16 protein-coding genes are annotated in these 16612 nt (G+C 61.3%); 6 read left to right on the top strand and 10 right to left on the bottom strand.

Going from position 1 to position 16612, the window contains the following annotated elements; genetic code table 11:
* The first annotated feature begins 65 nt into the window (after positions 1-65).
* Positions 66-827, top strand: coding sequence for an isoprenyl transferase (locus CIK76_RS14680; RefSeq protein ID WP_096287719.1), 762 nt, complete (start codon positions 66-68; stop codon positions 825-827).
* A gap of 257 nt (positions 828-1084) precedes the next feature.
* Entirely contained in the window at positions 1085-2398 is a 1314-nt protein-coding gene (locus tag CIK76_RS14675; protein ID WP_096287717.1) for a PhoH family protein, read from the top strand.
* Here the strand turns inward: CIK76_RS14675 and CIK76_RS14670 are convergent.
* Positions 2395-3189, bottom strand: a complete 795-nt coding sequence (locus tag CIK76_RS14670; protein WP_096287715.1) for a hypothetical protein — start codon at positions 3187-3189, stop codon at positions 2395-2397. The two genes, CIK76_RS14675 and CIK76_RS14670, sit on opposite strands and share 4 nt — an antisense overlap.
* A gap of 84 nt (positions 3190-3273) precedes the next feature.
* Between CIK76_RS14670 and CIK76_RS14665 the strand changes: the two genes are divergently transcribed.
* Together CIK76_RS14665 and CIK76_RS14660 are read left to right on the top strand one after the other, a co-directional pair.
* Entirely contained in the window at positions 3274-3768 is a 495-nt protein-coding gene (locus CIK76_RS14665; protein WP_176484236.1) for a prepilin peptidase, read from the top strand.
* 4 nt (positions 3769-3772) lie between these two features.
* Entirely contained in the window at positions 3773-4240 is a 468-nt protein-coding gene (locus CIK76_RS14660; RefSeq protein ID WP_096287711.1) for an NUDIX domain-containing protein, read from the top strand.
* Positions 4241-4412: 172 nt separating this feature from the next.
* On the opposite strand, the gene CIK76_RS14655 is transcribed toward CIK76_RS14660, so the two are convergent.
* On the bottom strand, positions 4413-6110 hold the full coding sequence (locus tag CIK76_RS14655) for an MDR family MFS transporter (protein ID WP_096287709.1): 1698 nt from the start codon (positions 6108-6110) through the stop codon (positions 4413-4415).
* Between the two features lie 49 nt (positions 6111-6159).
* Positions 6160-6819, bottom strand: a complete 660-nt coding sequence (locus CIK76_RS14650) for a TetR/AcrR family transcriptional regulator (protein WP_255248489.1) — start codon at positions 6817-6819, stop codon at positions 6160-6162.
* Positions 6820-6932: 113 nt separating this feature from the next.
* Between CIK76_RS14650 and CIK76_RS14645 the strand changes: the two genes are divergently transcribed.
* Positions 6933-7499 (top strand): GNAT family N-acetyltransferase, encoded by a 567-nt coding sequence (locus CIK76_RS14645; RefSeq protein ID WP_096287705.1) that lies wholly within the window; start codon positions 6933-6935, stop codon positions 7497-7499.
* A 99-nt stretch (positions 7500-7598) separates the two neighbouring features.
* Here CIK76_RS14645 and CIK76_RS14640 read toward each other — a convergent pair whose 3' ends face one another.
* The 3 genes from CIK76_RS14640 to CIK76_RS14630 all read right to left on the bottom strand — a co-directional run bounded on the left by CIK76_RS14640 (position 7599) and on the right by CIK76_RS14630 (position 10492).
* The gene (locus CIK76_RS14640) at positions 7599-9011 is read right to left on the bottom strand and encodes a class II fumarate hydratase (RefSeq protein ID WP_096287703.1); all 1413 of its coding nucleotides are present in this window, start codon (positions 9009-9011) and stop codon (positions 7599-7601) included.
* Between the two features lie 140 nt (positions 9012-9151).
* Entirely contained in the window at positions 9152-9781 is a 630-nt protein-coding gene (locus CIK76_RS14635; protein WP_096287701.1) for a carbonic anhydrase, read from the bottom strand.
* A gap of 63 nt (positions 9782-9844) precedes the next feature.
* Entirely contained in the window at positions 9845-10492 is a 648-nt protein-coding gene (locus tag CIK76_RS14630; RefSeq protein WP_096287699.1) for a DUF4245 domain-containing protein, read from the bottom strand.
* 154 nt (positions 10493-10646) lie between these two features.
* Here CIK76_RS14630 and glpX point away from each other — a divergent pair, with 154 nt between their 5' ends.
* Entirely contained in the window at positions 10647-11681 is a 1035-nt protein-coding gene (gene glpX, locus CIK76_RS14625; protein ID WP_096287697.1) for a class II fructose-bisphosphatase, read from the top strand.
* A 63-nt stretch (positions 11682-11744) separates the two neighbouring features.
* Here glpX and manA read toward each other — a convergent pair whose 3' ends face one another.
* From manA to CIK76_RS14605, 4 genes are all read right to left on the bottom strand, one after another.
* Positions 11745-12953 (bottom strand): mannose-6-phosphate isomerase, class I, encoded by a 1209-nt coding sequence (gene manA, locus CIK76_RS14620; RefSeq protein WP_176484235.1) that lies wholly within the window; start codon positions 12951-12953, stop codon positions 11745-11747.
* An 85-nt stretch (positions 12954-13038) separates the two neighbouring features.
* Positions 13039-14661, bottom strand: a complete 1623-nt coding sequence (locus CIK76_RS14615) for an LCP family protein (RefSeq protein ID WP_096287693.1) — start codon at positions 14659-14661, stop codon at positions 13039-13041.
* Between the two features lie 17 nt (positions 14662-14678).
* The gene (purE, locus tag CIK76_RS14610; protein WP_096287691.1) at positions 14679-15212 is read right to left on the bottom strand and encodes a 5-(carboxyamino)imidazole ribonucleotide mutase; all 534 of its coding nucleotides are present in this window, start codon (positions 15210-15212) and stop codon (positions 14679-14681) included.
* Positions 15213-15267: 55 nt separating this feature from the next.
* Positions 15268-16428 carry a 5-(carboxyamino)imidazole ribonucleotide synthase gene (locus tag CIK76_RS14605; RefSeq protein WP_096287689.1) on the bottom strand — a complete coding sequence of 387 codons (1161 nt, stop codon included), beginning with the start codon at positions 16426-16428 and terminating at the stop codon, positions 15268-15270.
* Positions 16429-16612 lie beyond the last annotated feature (184 nt).

Here is a 16612-nt window from a genome sequence, read left to right as displayed (position 1 = left end):
CGCGGCGAAACACGATAGATTTAGTTAGAAGAATTCTTTGATTGTGTGCGAAAGCGAGGAACCAGGTGCGATTTCCCTCTCTGGTGTACCGTTTCTACGAACGGCGCCTAGCGAAGTCGTTGCCCAGTGACAAGCTTCCGCACCACATTGGGGTGATGGTTGACGGTAATCGCCGGTGGGCAAAGCTTGCCGGAAGCCCGACCCTTGCCGGCCATCAGGCCGGAGCAGACAAGATCCTTGAATTCCTTGAATGGTGCGAGGACCTGGGAATCAAGGTCGTCACCCTCTACATGCTCTCCACCGACAATCTGAACCGCGAACCCAGCGAACTGCGCGACCTGCTCAAGGTCATCGGCAACACCCTGGATCGGCTGGGGGAGACCAACCAGGTCAAGGTGCAGCAAGTCGGTGCGCTGGATCTGTTGCCCGAAGAACTTGCCACGAAGCTATCGGCCCTGGAAACGATCACGGCACACCGCACCGGGGTGCACGTGAATGTCGCTATCGGCTATGGCGGCCGGCGGGAAATTATCGACGCGATCAAGTCATTGCTGCACGATGCAGCGGAGCACGGACGTTCGCTGGAATCGGTAAGCGAGTCGCTATGCATCGATGAGCTGGAGTCATACCTGTACACCAAGGGGCAGCCGGATCCCGACCTGGTGATACGCACCAGCGGTGAACAACGGCTCAGCGGATTCTTGACCTGGCAGAGTGCCTACTCCGAGTTTTATTTCTGCGAAGCGTTGTGGCCGGACTTCAGGCGCGTCGATTTCCTCCGCGCGCTACGCGACTTCGCAGACCGCCAGCGCCGGTTCGGCGCTTAGTAGCCCAGTGAAATGCCAAGTATCTAGCGTTCAAAAAAATGATACTTGCGCTTAACCTACTGGAGCCCTTTGCGGTCTATGGTGAGAATATGGCGGGATGACACAGTCCCGGCTGACCGAAAGGTTCCTCACTAGATGACCAGATGCGGCGTTTCCCCGGAGCAATTCGTGGGTCACCCTCGGCATCCGGTGGCGGAACTTCCCACTGAAGCGTGGGGAGATTCCCCCACGCCGGATTCGAGAATGGGTGCGCTGCTATGACCCGAACTACCGACTCGGTTGTCCGAACTTACGTCATCGACACCTCGGTGTTGCTGTCGGACCCGAAAGCGATGTTCCACTTCGAGGAACACCATGTGGTGATCCCGTTGACAGTCATTACCGAGCTGGAACACAAGCGCAAGGATCCTGACCTGGGCTTCTTCGCCCGCCAAGCGTTGCGCCTGCTCGACGAGCTGATCGCCAGCCATGGCGGCTTGGCGGATGCGGTTCCGGTTTCCGATGCCGGAGGTACCTTGCGCATCGAGCTGAATAACATCGCCTCCGAGGTGCTTCCCTTGGGGATGCGCTCGGGAGACAACGACACCCGCATCCTGGCGGTAGCCAAGCACCTGCTCGACCAAGGCCAGGACGTGGCCTTGGTGACCAAGGACCTGCCGATGCGCATCAAGGCTTCGGCCATCGGTATCCACGCCGAGGTGTACCGCAACGAGCTGATCGCTTCCTCGGAATGGAGCGGGGTGGAATCACTGGAACTCGATGAATCGAAGATGGCAAGGCTCTACGACACCGAGCGGCTCACCGATCTTCCCGAGGGGAAAGATTCTCCGGTGAACACCGGCTACGTGATTACCTCGCCGCGCGGCAGTGCGCTGGCCCGCAAGGTCTCGGCCGACACGGTCAAGCTGGTGCGCGGGGACCAGCAGGCCTTCGGGCTGCATGGGCGCAGCGCCGAACAACGCATCGCACTGGATTTATTGATGGATCCGAATGTCGGAATCGTATCGATGGGCGGCAGCGCAGGCACCGGCAAGTCCGCGCTGGCCTTGTGCGCGGGGATGGAAGCGGTGCTCGAACGCCGGGAACACCGCAAGATCACCGTGTTTCGACCGCTCTATGCGGTGGGCGGCCAGGAACTTGGCTATCTGCCGGGCTCCGAGGGAGAGAAGATGGGACCGTGGGCTCAGGCGGTCTTCGATACCCTGGGCTCCATCGTGTCCAAGAACGTGATCGACGAGGTTCTCGAGCGGGGGATGCTCGAAGTCTTGCCGCTGACCCACATCCGCGGGCGTTCGCTGCATGACTCCTTTGTGATCGTGGACGAGGCGCAGTCCTTGGAGCGCAACGTGCTGCTTACGGTGCTCTCGCGTATCGGACAGAACTCGAAGGTGGTGCTCACCCACGACGTGGCCCAGCGCGACAACCTCCACGTGGGACGCCATGACGGTGTCGCCGCGGTGGTTGAGCAGCTCAAGGGGCATGCGCTCTTCGGGCACGTGACGCTGATGCGTTCGGAGCGCTCGGCGATCGCGGCGCTGGTCACCGAGATGCTCGAGGGGCCGCTGGTCTAGCGCTGTGCGCGCACCGTCCACGGGATGTGTGCGCGCACATCAGTCATGGTGGGTGTGGCTACGGTGAACAGCGAGTCGATGTAGTACTCGTTCTTCGCCAGCACCGCGATGCGCAGCGGCGGTTCGCTCCCATCCAGCAGCCGGCGCTCGACGCAGATTCCGGTATCCAAATCCAAGACAAGCAGCGCAGCAGTTCCGGCTGGGACCAAGGTAAATGAGTCGCTACTGGGCTGGTAGCTGTGGCCTGCGGTGAGCACCGCGGAGAGCTGCGCGCGACCGTGCTCGCTGCGCGTGGGAGCCAGCTCGTGGATGTACGTGGGATGTTCAAAGGCGAGGTCCAAAGATGCCGGCTCGGTACCCGCCAGCTCAAAGGGATCGAGCATGCTCGCCAAGAAATCCAAGGGCAAGAGGTCCTGGTAGCCGTCGATGTCCGGCCGCCGGGCGATCAGGTGGTCATTTGTGTAGACCGGATAGGTGAGCGAGGCCGGCAGCTTCCAGGAGGACTCGGTCGCAGCCACGTAGTCGCGCCCCCGGTCCGCGGTGAACAACTCGCGCTGATAGCGCAAGGTATCGGATTCGTCGCTGATGGCGATAGCCTCACGGCCGCGCAGGATCATGCCCAGCGTGCCCGATAGCGAGTGCTGGGCGAAGGCCGGCGGGACATCGAGTTCCAGCCGCAGCGAGGTGCTCAGCCATGGCGCCGAGCGGGCCAGTGCACGGAAACGCCGGCGCGCCGCGGAATCGGGTGCCGGATGTTCGGGGAACAACTGCGGTGCTGCTGGCTGGGTCATAATTCAAGTGTAGAAGCGCTCAAGTTATTCACAACCCCACAAGCACCACTAGAGTCCAAGTCCCCGCCCGCTTATGCTCTAACCATGATCGGTATCTGGCAGGAATCGGTGGGTGCGGCGTTGCTGCTCATGCTGTTCTGCGCCTGCTTTCTGGGCTTCGGGGTGTCGCTGGCGGTGGCCGATGTGAAAAGCCACCGGTTGCCGAACCGCTGGCTGCTGCGTTGGGCCGCGGCCAGTGCGCTGCTCTTGCTGGGGCTCAGCGCGGTGCGGGCAGCCTACATGCCTTTGCTCTGGGCGCTGCTCGGCGCCGTCATTCTGGGCGGGGCCTACTTGGTGCTCGCGCTGGTCTCGCGCGGGTCAATGGGCATGGGCGACGTGAAGTTGGCCGCGGTGCTCGGCTTGAACCTCGGCTACTTCTCGCTGCCCGCGTTATTCGTGGGCAGCGTATTTGCCTTTGTGCTCGCCAGCCTGGTGGTGCTGGCGGGAATTATCGCGCGGAAGCTCACTGCCAAGTCGGCGGTGGCCTTCGGCCCGTTCATGATCCTCGGTGCGGCCCTGGCCCTGCTTATGACACGATAGGCCCATGGCAACTCCGGAATTCATCACCGAACTGCGTACCCATATCGGCCATGACATGCTCTGGCTCAGCGGGGTGAAGGTCGTCGTGCTGGACGGAACTAAGGTCTTGCTGGTTCGCCGGGCAGATAACGGGCTGTGGACCCTGCCGGCAGGAATTATCGATCCCGGCGAAGAAGCCTCGCACACCGCGGTGCGCGAGGTCCACGAAGAGACCGGCATCGACTGCGAGCTGACCCACCTGCTGGGCATCGGTGTCACCGCGCCGGCGACCTATCCGAACGGGGACCACGCCCAGTATCTTGATGTGGTCTTCCGGGCGAGGCATCTGGGCGGCACTGCGGAAATAAATGATGATGAAAACGTGGAAGTCGGCTACTTCGAACTCGATGACCGCCCGCGGCTGCCGCCGCTGCACGAGCGGGCCATCGACTGGGCGCTGAATCCGCGCCCCGGAGGGTATTTCGCCGCCTAGAGCAAGGTGTAGTTTGCGATTCCCCGGAAGCGCATAAGTCGTTTGCCTGCCCTTCGCTTGGTAAACAAGAAGACTTTGGAAAACGACAACGCCCCGCACGAGCGATTCCTCATCTCCCAGCAGGCTGGGGAAAGGAATCGCAGGTGCGGGGCGGCGCCTAGCACGAGGCTAGCTACACCCTAGGGCGTTCGTCGCTTTTCGGGGCGGTAGCTGCATCCTGCTCCGACTCACCTTGCGGAGGCTGATTCACCAACCTTGCTTGTCGTTCTGCATCTTCAAGTAGCTTGGCTTCCTCGCCACCAATCGCCTCGCCACGTGCCACCATGCCAGCGGTGTCCGAGAGCGGAACCTGCTTGAGCAGCAAGGCCAAGACGAAGGCGATGAGGATGAACGGGATCAGGTACCAGAACACCGGGGCCAGCGAATCGGCATAGGCGGTCACGATCCCATCGCGCATTTGCTCCGGCAGCTTGGCCAGGGTCTGCGGATCCAGAGTCGCGGTCGCATTGCCGGCGTCCGTGGCGCTTGCCCCGGAAGCGGTGAACACCTCGGTGAGCTTCTCGGAGAGTCGGTTGGTGAACATGGCACCGAAGATCGCCACGCCCAACGAGGCACCGACCTCGCGGAAGTAGTTGTTCGTCGACGTGGCGGTGCCGACCATTATCGGGTCCACCGCATTCTGCACCACAAGCACAACAACCTGCATGATCAGGCCAAGGCCCGCGCCGAAGACGAACAGGTACACGCAGATCAGCCACAACGGGGTGCTGGCGCTCAGCGAGGTGAACGCGAGCATCGCCAGCGCGGTGACCAGGGCACCGGCGATCGGGTAGCCCTTGTACCTGCCGGACTTCGTGATTGCGATACCCGAGAAGATGCTGGTACCCATCATGCCGATCATCATCGGGACCATGAGCAGCCCCGAGACCGCGGCGGAGGTGCCAGAGGACATCTGCAGGAAGGTCGGAACGAAGGCAATCGCCGCGAACATGCCCAGGCCCAGGGTGAATCCGATGGCGGTGGCGTTGATGAAGATCCGGTTCTTGAACAGCGAGAGCGGAATGATCGGGTCTTCCGCACGGGCTTCGACGACCACGAACAGCACGGCGGCTGCCAGCATGCCAAGGCCCCAACCCCAGGTTTCCAGGGCTGCCCAGCCATGGTTCTTCGAGCCGCCGAAGTCGGTGAAGAAGATCAGGCAGGTGGTGGCGGCCGAGAGCAGCAGCACGCCCAAGACGTCGATCTTCTTGGTGGATTTCTTGTTCGGGATGGTCAGCGCGAACCAGGCGATCAGGAACGCGGCGATCCCGATTGGGATGTTGATGTAGAAGGCCCACTGCCAGGTCAGGTGATCTACGAAGAATCCACCAAGCAGGGGACCTGCGACGGCCGAGATGCCGAAGATCGCGCCCAGCGGACCCATGTATTTGCCGCGTTCGGAGGCCGGGACGATATCCGCGATGATGGCCTGCGAAAGGATCATCAGCCCGCCGCCGCCCAGGCCCTGCATGGCGCGGAAGAAGACGAACATCCAGAAGGTGTCGGCAAACGCGGCACCCACCGAGGCCAGAGTGAACAGCGCGATGGCGATCAAAAACAGGTTGCGCCGGCCGAGCACGTCACCGAATTTGCCGTAGATCGGCATCACGATGGTGGTGGCCAGCAGGTAGGCGGTGGTGATCCAGGCCTGGTGCTCGACGCCGCCGAGCTGCCCCACGATGGTTGGCATGGCGGTGGAAACAATGGTCTGGTCGAGGGAGGAGAGCATCATTCCGGCGATCAGCGCGGAGAAGATGATCCAGATACGCCGTTGCGTCAGGAGCAGCGGCGCCGGTTCCGGGATTTTCCGGGACTCGGTGGTCGTTGACATGCGTGGGTCCTTGCGAGATTTATAGGTGGCTGGTGGTTCTGGCGTCCGGCTAGGAACGAGTTAAGGGCTGGCAATACAATTCCCGAGCCAGCTCGATGACTATGAGGAATTCTTCGGCCAGGCTTCGTTCGCGCTCGGATTCGAGGAAACGGTCGATGGCTTTGAACGTGGCGAACTGCAATGAATGAACAAGCAGCGCGAGACCCGGATGGTCCGCCTCGACACCTTCGCGCTGGGCGATAAGCTTCATGAATTCGGCTTGCCGCTCGGGGCCCACCTGCATCATGCGTTCTAGCAATTCGGGTTCGCGATGCACGGCTGCGAAGAATCCCTGGGTGCTGCGGATAGCCTGCTCGTCGCGGTTCAGCTGTTCGATGATCAGTGCGACGAGATCCGCCTGCAGGGTGGGGGAGATCCCGGTGATTCCTGCCGGCCGGGCGGCCATAAACCGATCCATTGCGCCGTGCGGCACCCCGTCATCAACGTGCCCGAAGACCGCGTCGATCTTTGTGGCGAAGTAGTTGAAAAAAGTGCGGCGCGAAATGCCCACCGCCGCGCAGAGCTGATCCACGGTGAAACCGGCAAAGCCGTATTCGGCGGTGAGCTCACGTGCGTGCTGGGTGATCGAAAGGCGCGTTTTTTGCATGCGTGCGCTGAGCCCGGCAGGTGCTGCAGCCGGTTCGGAATCGTTCGTTGCACTTTTATTCACAAGATGCAGTTTTGCACTCAAGGTGCAGGCAGTGCAACTTAAGTAATCGGGAACACAGGACGGCATCTGCCGGCAATGGCGGGGGACGGCCAGAAACCACTAGGATCGGCCCTATGACTTTGCTACAGCTGCTCGAACCGAGCACGCATCTTCACGAATCATGGCTCGCGAGCAACCGGGAATGGAACGGCGAGGACCAGCAGGGAGCCTCGGTATTCTTTGCCGAAAGGTTCGGGTGGGATTTGGAGAAGCCCGAGGATTTTGCCAGCTGGGTACGGCTGCTCAAGGACCTCAGCGACGACTCAATCCTCCCGCCGCAAGGCTTCGTCAACCAGAGCACTCTCTGGCTGGAACGCGAGGGCGAATACCTCGGTGCGGTCAGCCTGCGCCACGCATTGATCAACGAATCCCTCAAACAGGTCGGAGGGCATATCGGCTACGGGCTGCGCCCCAGTGCACGCGGAGCCGGCCTGGCCAAGCGGGCGCTCGCCGAAATGCTCGAGATTTCTCGCCAACGTGGCCTCGAAGAGGTGCTGCTTACCTGTGCCGACTCGAATATCGCTTCGGCGCGAACCATCGAGGCCTGCGGCGGGGTGCTGGAACGTGTCTGCCCGGTAGCCGAGATCGCCGAACCGTTCGGGCTTCAGGAGCCGCAACGCCGTTATTGGATCAAGCTCTAAGTTCACTGCCCCGGCGAATGCACGCGGGCGGCCACCGGGAATCTCCGGTGGCCGCCCGCGTCGGGACCTGGATCGCCACGAAGGGGCTGGCCTTCGCTCCTAGTATTTGCCCGTCATCGTGGAAACATCCAGCAACTCATCAAGCTGTGCTTCGGTGACTTCGCCACGCCCCACAAAACCCAGCGCAACGGTTGCTTCGCGGACCGTCAGGCCCTCGGCGACCGCTTTCTTGGCGATCTTCGCAGCATTTTCGTAGCCGATGAGCTTATTCAGCGGAGTCACGATCGAGGGGGAAGCCTCGGCGAGGAATCGCGCACGTTCCACATTCGCGGTAATCCCATCGATCATCTTCTCGGCCATCACCGTCGAGACGTTGGCCAGCAACCGAATGGATTCAAGCAGGTTCGAAGCCATCACCGGGATGCCGACATTGAGCTCGAAGGCGCCGTTGGTGCCGGCCCAAGCGATCGCGGTGTCATTGCCGATGACCTGGGCTGCAACCTGAATGGCTGCCTCGGAGATCACCGGGTTGACCTTCCCGGGCATGATCGAGGAGCCGGGCTGCAGATCAGGAATCGCGATCTCGCCCAAGCCGGTGTTCGGGCCCGAACCCATCCAACGCAGGTCGTTGGCGATCTTGATGATCGAGATCGCGATGGTGCGCAATGCGGCGGAACCCTCGACCAGGCCATCGCGGTTCGCTTGGGCCTCGAAGTGGTTGCGCGCCTCGGTGATCGGCAGGCCGGTATCTTCACGCAGGAATTCCAGGACGCGCTGCGGGAAGCCGTCCGGGGTGTTGATGCCGGTACCCACCGCGGTGCCGCCTAGCGGGACCTCGGCCACGCGCGGCAGGGCAGCCTCGACGCGTTCGATACCGTAGCGGATCTGTGCCGCGTATCCGCCGAATTCCTGGCCTAGGGTGACCGGGGTGGCGTCCATCAGGTGGGTGCGCCCGGACTTCACCACGTCCTTGAACTCGGACTTCTTTGCCTCCAGCGAAGTGGCAAGCGTTGCCAGGGCCGGGAGCAGGTCGTTGAGCAGCGCGTTGGTGGCCGCTACGTGCACCGAAGTGGGGAAGACGTCATTGGAAGACTGCGAGGCGTTGACGTGGTCGTTCGGGTGGACTTCCGTTTCGCTTCCCGACTCCTTCAGCGCACGTGTCGCCAATTCGGCCAGGACTTCGTTGGTATTCATATTCGAGCTGGTGCCGGAACCGGTCTGGAAGACGTCGATCGGGAAGTGGGCATCAAATTTTCCGGCGGCCACCTGGTCAGCGGCCGCTACGATGGCGTTTGCGCGTTCGGAGTCCAGCACCTGCAAGGCTTCATTGGCGCGTGCGGCGGCCTTCTTGACCTGCGCGAGCGCCTTGATGTGGGCAGACTCCAGCGTCTTGCCCGAGATCGGGAAGTTTTCTACGGCACGCTGGGTCTGGGCACGGTACAGGGCCTGGGCCGGGACTCGGACCTCGCCCATGGTGTCATGTTCAATTCGGAATTCTTCGCTGTTGCTCATGAGGCTCACCATACGCCTGGAACGAGTGCCGGAACAGGGATCTGCCTCAAAGATCACAGTCATCAGTGAGGTTAACGAAAACCGGGAATAAGCTCGGGATTAAATGCAGCGACCCGCGGAAAATCCGCGGGTCGCTTCGATTATTTCAGGCCCATATTGGAGACCAGCTGCGCTTCGCCTTCGGCTAGCTTGTAGGCAACGCCGGCCACTGCGGTACGTCCTTCGGCGATCGCGGTTTCGATGATGCTCGACAGATCAACCAACCTGGCGGTGGTCTGCTTGACGTGCTCGACGACGGTGCCGTTGACATCGGTAATGTTGGCGCTTTCGGCGGCGAAGACCGATGGGATGATGTGTTCGACCAGGTCGCGCACGAAGCCCTTGGGCATAATGCCCGATTCCTTGGCCTTGATCGCGCTGGTCACGGCACCGCAGCTGTCATGTCCGAGAATCACGATCAGCGGGATGTTGAGGATGTCCACGGCGAATTCCAGCGAGCCGAGGCTTGCCGGGTCCAGCACGTGGCCGGCGGTGCGCACCACGAAGACGTCGCCCAGTCCCACATCAAAAATGATCTCCGCAGCAAGGCGGGAGTCGGAGCAACCGAAAATGACGGCGAAAGGTTCTTGTCCCGTCACGAGGGACTGACGTCGAGCACCGTCCTGATTGGGGTGCTCTGTGGCGCCTTGGATGAATCGACTGTTGCCTTCGGTGAGCTTTTTCCAAGCTTCTTGAGGGGTCAACGGTGTCTGGCTGTGTTCAGAATCCATAACTGAAATTCTACGCTTGAGGTCCAGAGTTAGGTCGCACTGATGTCCACGGTGAAGCGAAAATTACGAGATCTGCGCCTCGGCCGCCTGCACAATTGCCATAATTTCTTCTTCGCCGGTGTCGCTGGAGACGATCAGCGTGGACGCTTCGCGTTCCGAAATCATGTAGGTGGTCTCGTCCTTAACTCGGACCTCCCACTTCGAGCCGTCGACTATGCGTTCGTCGGTGGGGGCAGCATTATCGGTGACCAGCGCAATCCATGTGGGATTCGCGTCGGCAGTCTGGCGAACGTAGACAAAGTTCGTTTCGCTCATCACCAGTCCGAACTCCCAGTAAGAGATGTCTTGCACCTGGTTGCTCTTCCAGCGGGCGAAATTCGCGTAATCCTCGCCGGAAACCTGCGGGGCGAATACCTCGAATTCTGCAATGCCGGAAGCGTCGCTAGCCACCTTTTGCAGGTCAACCGCGTGCTGGAAATTTTCTTCCTTGGTGCCAGGGTTCAGCAGCAGCAACGGAATGAGCACCGCGACGGTGAAGCCAATGGACAGGACCATGCCCTTGAATGTCTGGTTGGCGCGCTTCGACTGCTTCTCGGTGAGTACCGGGGTGAACGGAAGATCCTCAAAGGTTGCTTTGGGGTCGTTCAGGTCGCGGCGGACCGGCTGCGCGCCGGTCTGGGCGTCATTCTGGGGAGTGTTCTCTGGCTGCACGAGTCCATTCTCCCCGATGTTCCTGTGCAAATCGAACCGAGGTGCCCAAACACACGTTGTCTGCGCTCCGGCGCGCACGACATGAATTACATGCTGAAAATCGATGGGGATATGATGGAGTTGTTTGCATAGGCGCAATGACTACGACTCAGTGATGGGATCTTTCGTGACCGAAAACAACAATTATGCCCACCTTTCTCCCCGACTGTCGGTAACCGACTCGGAGCCGGACCGCAACCTTGCCTTGGAGCTGGTGCGTGCCACGGAAGCGGCAGCCATTGCTTCATCCCCTTGGGTTGGCTTCGGTGACAAGAACGCAGCCGACGGCGCCGCAGTGGACGCCATGCGCGGCCTGCTCTCCTCCGTGAACTTCAACGGCGTGGTAGTCATCGGCGAAGGCGAAAAAGATGAAGCCCCGATGCTTTTCAACGGTGAACAGGTCGGCAACGGCTCGGGAGCCGAATGCGACGTCGCGGTAGACCCGATCGACGGCACTCGCCTGACCGCCCTGGGCCTGAACAACGCCCTGTCCGTGCTGGCCGTGGCCGACCGAGGCTCGATGTTCGACCCTTCGGCAGTGTTCTACATGGAGAAGCTGGTGACCGGCCCGGAAGCCGCGGACCTCGTTGACCTGCGTTTGCCGGTGAAGCAGAATCTGCACCTGATCGCCAAGGCCAAGGGCAAGAAGATCAGCCAGATCACCGTGACCCTGCTCGACCGCCCACGTCATGCCGGGCTGATCGAGGAGATCCGTGCCGCTGGCGCCCGCACCAAGCTGCTGATGGACGGCGACGTCGCCGGCGCCATCGCGGCCACTCGCGAGGGCACCGGCGTGGACGCGCTGATGGGTATCGGCGGCACTCCAGAGGGCATCGTCACCGCATGCGCCATCAAGGCCATGGGCGGCGTGATCCAGGGCCGCTTGTGGCCAACCGATGACGATGAGAAGCAGAAGGCCATCGACGCGGGCCACGAGCTGGGCCGCGTGCTGACCACCAACGACCTGGTTACTAGCGATAACTGCTACTTCGCAGCCACCGGCATCACCGATGGCGACCTGCTGCGCGGCGTCCGCTACAAGAACGGGCGCATCCACACCCAGTCGATCGTGACGCGTGCCAAATCCGGCACCATCCGTTTCGTCGATGGTGAGCACCAGCAGGACAAGTGGGAAGCCTACACCCGCTAAAAATCATTAAACGAGTCGAGCCGCAGANNTCTGCGGCTCGACTCGTTTATGGGCTAGTTGGCGCTATTTGCCCTGTGCGCTGGCGGCAAAGAGCGTGGCCGCGCCCGGGGACGCGGATACCGCGGTCACCGGCAACTCATGGGCGGCAATGAACACCGACCCGCCACGGGAGACCTGGAGGGTCTGGGATGAGGTTTCCAGGCTGAACTCACCTGCCGTGCACAGCACCAGCGCGGCGCCGTGCAATTGCAGCTCGGTGCGAATCTGCGGCGCCGCGGTGTCCACCACCTGGAGCTGGAATTCGTCGAAGGCCGGCTGGAAGAGCTGGGAGTGCTCCGAAACCGCAGTGCCCTGCAAGAGCGGTGCCGCGGAGGACTCGGCGATGGTCACCTCGAGCAGTTCCGGAACATCGATATGCTTGCTGGTCAGCCCGCCGCGCAGCACGTTGTCCGAGTTGGCCATCACCTCGATGCCAAGCCCGCGCAGGTAGGCGTGGACGTTTCCGGCACCCAGGCTAATCGCTTCGCCGGGCTTCAAGAACACCAGATTCAGCAGCAAGGCGACGAGGACCCCGGGGTCCGCAGGATAGATCTCGTTGATCCGCACCAGCTCGGCGAACTGCACATTTTCCTGCAGGACCGGGTCCGCGGTAATGGTCCCGCAGAGCGTGAGCACCAGATCGCTGATACCGGTGCCCGAGGTGAGCACGAGATTCAGCGCCCGTGCCAGCGGGTCGGCGGACTGCAAAGCCGCAATCAGGTCTGCGGCCAGGGCCGTCTCCGTGGTGGATAGCCGGGGCAGGAAGAGGCGCAAATCCGCGATGATCTCCTCGGGCACGCGAAATCCGGAGAGCGCCACGAAATCGGTGAGCGCATAGAGCATCTCGGGCTTGTGGTTGTCGTCCTTGTAGTTGCGTTCTGCCGCATCACGGGGGACACCGGCGGCATCTTCCTTGGCGAAACGTTCCCGCGCCTGCTCCAGGGTCGGGTGCACCTGGATCGATAGGGGCTGAGCGGCGGAGAGCACCTTGAATAAGAATGGCAGGCGGCCATAGCGCTCATTGACCTGCTCGCCGAGCGTATTCACCGGATCCGCCGCAATGACTTCGTGCAGCGGCTGACCGGTGTCGACGAGCATGCTCGGGCATCCGGGATGGGCGCCGAGCCACATCTCGGCCTGGGGGCTGAGCCGTGCCGGCTGGCCGAGCAACTCGGTTATGTCCTGCTTCGAACCCCAGTGATAGTCCCGAATGGAATTTTTCAACTCAAACACGTTTTGCACCCTTCAACTTTCACAAACGATAGTGGTTTCAAAACGGTCGGGGGGTCTTAACCGCGGGTGAAACCTGGAATGCTGGTTAAGGCACCGAGCATTCGTCGTTGTTTGCGGCGATCTGCGCCAGGCGAGTCGTTTGGCCAATCATCTCAAGTTCCACCAGGTACTGCTCGTCGATCGGGCTGCCGTCGCGCTGCGTGAAGACTTCTTGTTCACCGTTGGACAGCTTCGGAGCGTCGTTGATGCTAGTGGATTCTTCCTCGGCGCTTTCGGATGGTTCGGCTGAACCGCCGGCCTCGGTGGTGTCCTTTGACTTGGCAGGTTCCTCGGATTTCTTGGATTCCTTGGGCTTCTCCGGAGCGTTCTGCTTTTCAATGATCTTAGTGATGCGATCATCGATCTTGCCGAAGTCAGGGTAGGTGGAGAACGAACGCTCGAAGTCCGGCGCTCCCAGGGTCAAGCGGCTGAACGGAGTGCCCGATACCTTGTCCGCCACGGACACGAAGGAGCTGAGCTGGCTGGCGGGAATGTTCGTCTCGACCAGCTGCTCTCCGGCCTGCATGATGCTGCTGAAGTTGCTCAGAATGGTCTGCGGGGTGAACTGCTTGATGATTGCCTGCTGCAGGCATTGCTGCCGCTTGATGCGGTGGTAGTCATCGGTGAAGTCACGCGAACGCGCGAACCAGAGCGCGTCCTTGCCGTTGAAGGTTTGCTCGCCCGGGGCGAACCAATGGGTATTGACCAGCGAGCCTTCCCACTTCTTGCCGTTGTGCGGGACCCAACCGCCAGAATTGATGGTGACGCCACCGAGGGCGTCAACGAAGTTTTCGAAGCCTGCCATGTCGACCATGACATAGCCTTGGACCTCGAGCCCGGTGGTCCCGGTCAAGGCATCCATGGCGGCCTGCGCGCCGACGTTCTTCACCGAATCCGGGAACCGATCCGCGTGGTTATCTACCGCGTCGCGGTAGATCGCGTTGAACAGGCACTCGTCCCCGCAGCTGTACCCGTCGGGGTAGACCTCGGCCATGGGCGTACCCTCGGCGAAGCGGGCATTCTGGAAGTTACGCGGCACCGAGATCATCAGTGACTTGCCGGTTTTGGCATCCACCGAAAGCAGAGCGATGGAGTCGGTACGCACGCCATCTCGGTTCGAGCCGGAGTCGGCGCCGAAAACCGCGATGTTGTAGCGTCCATCCACCGGGTCAAAGGCAGGACCCGCATCGAAGACCTTGACGATGGTCTCGCGTCCGGTGTTCAGGATCGAGGCACCGTAGACGAAGATGCCGCTGGTTGCGATGACCGCAGCCAAGGTGAAAATGGAGACGATTGCGCGCATTCCGGGTGCCAGCATTCGGGGCCGGATGATGAACAGCGTATTCAGGAACATGATCAGCCAGCCGACGGCCAGCACCGAAAGCACGACGATCAAGAACAACTGGAAGTTCGGGTGCGCTACCCAACCCAGGATGATCGAACGGTCAATGAAGTAGATGACTGCGAGCCCAATGAGCGCGGCCCAGCAGAGCATGGTGATCGTGACCGCGATGCGTCCCAGCTTGCGGTTACCCGCAATCAGCTGAGCGCTACCCGGGAAAATAATGGTCAAGACGACCAGTATCAGGGCGCGTTTGCTCCGGGCCGGAGAGGAAATCGTCTCCGGGTTCCTGAGCGGACTTGGAGCGCGGTGGCTGGCAGAACCCATGTACTTTGTGACTTTCCTTAGGAAGAGAAGTTCTCGTTTGCTACTTCGGCACGCAACGCGGCGCCCTTGGCATATGCAGAATCGCGCAGCGAATCTGCGAAGGCTAGCAACTTAACCTGTAACGACTTGGCAAGCTCGTCGGTTCCCGATGCCAGCATACGCACAGCTAACAGGCCGGCATTGCGGGCACCGCCAATGGAGACGGTAGCCACTGGCACGCCGGCAGGCATCTGCACGATCGACAAGAGGGAATCCATTCCATCGAGCTTGGCTAATGGTACCGGAACACCCACCACCGGAAGCGGCGTCACCGAGGCGAGCATGCCCGGCAGATGCGCGGCGCCACCGGCGCCGGCGATGATCACGCGCAGGCCACGGGTGTGGGCGCGCTGGCCGTACTCGATCATTTCGGTGGGCATACGGTGCGCCGAAACGACGTCGGCCTCGAAGGGGATGCCGAATTCGGTAAGCGCCTCGGCGGCCAGCCGCATAACCGGCCAGTCGGAGTCCGAACCCATGACGAGTCCGACAAGTGGTGCTGTTTCAGTCATTAGAATCTATGTCCTTGAAGATCGTGGCCCAAAATGAGCGGGTCTTGCTGAAAGCCTAGGCGGTCGGGGTGATGCCATCACGGATTAAGCCCGCGACCCGGTCGGCGCGTTCACGTAGTTCTTCTACGCGTTGGCCTTCCTCGGCCACCACATTAACGTGTCCGATCTTGCGTCCGGGGCGCACCGATTTTCCGTAGGCGTGTACCTTGACTTCCGGCGCGGCAGCCAACGCGGCCTGGAATGCGGAGAACAGATCCTGGTTGGCCCCGCCGAGGAAATTCTTCATCACGGTCACTCCAAGTTCGCGGGTTTCACCCAGCGGCAAGTCCAAGACTGCACGAAGGTGCTGTTCGAACTGGCTGGTGACCGAACCGTTCATGGTCCAGTGCCCGGTGTTGTGCGGGCGCATGGCAAGTTCGTTGATGACGAAACCGGCACCCCGTCCCGGGGTTTCGAAAAGCTCAGCTGCCATGACGCCGGTGACACCGAACTCTTCGGCGATGCGCATGGCAGCATTTGATGCGGTAGCCGCGGTTTCCGCCGAGATGTCTTGGGCCGGTGCAATTACCTCGTCGCAGACGCCGGCGACCTGGATGGTGTGCACTACCGGCCAGGCTTTCGTCTCGCCGGAAGGAGTGCGCGCGACCATGGCCGAAAGCTCGCGGGTGAAATCCACTTTGTCCTCGGCCAGCAGGGCTCCGTTGGCAAACCATTCTTCGGCTTCTCGGGCCTGCTCAGCGTTCTCCAGCATGCGTACGCCCTTGCCGTCGTAGCCGCCGCGCGGGGTTTTGAGCACGATCGGCCATCCGGTCTGCTCACCGAAGGCAATCAGTTCGGCTACGTTCTCCACCTTGGCCCACGCCGGGTTTGGAAGTCCGAGCTTCTCAATCGCGGCACGCATCACCAGCTTGTCTTGCGCGTGGATCAGGGCCTCTGGGCGAGGCTGGACATTGATTCCCTCATTGATGAGTGTGGTGAGGAACTCATTGGGGACATGCTCGTGGTCGAAGGTCACCACGTCCTTACCCTGGGCGAAGGCGCGCAGGGTCGCTAGGTCCTTGTAGTCGCCAATGGGCGCATCGGGCACACAACGTGCCGCCGATACGTCCGGGCCTTCGGCGAGAACATGCAGTTCAAATCCGAGGTTCAGGGCCTCTGGGGCCATCATTCGGGCTAGTTGCCCGCCGCCAATCACACCAATTTTAGGGAAGCTCACCCCTCTAGGTTATCGAAATTGTTCCGGCTTCCCGTCCTCGCGGTGACTGATTACTCACCAAATTCGGGGAATTGTCAGGAAAAGCGGATAAAATAGCAAGATGTGCCCTCATGCCATTGCGTATTCGGGGCAACACTAAACCGATAACCGAGGGAACTGAACTTCCCGGGATTCTGACGATCTT

This window comes from Glutamicibacter sp. BW80 (genome assembly GCF_002332385.1).
Classification (GTDB): Bacteria; Actinomycetota; Actinomycetes; order Actinomycetales; family Micrococcaceae; genus Glutamicibacter.
Note: the sequence above shows the minus strand (reverse complement) of the source record. Positions and strands in the feature narration are given on the sequence as shown.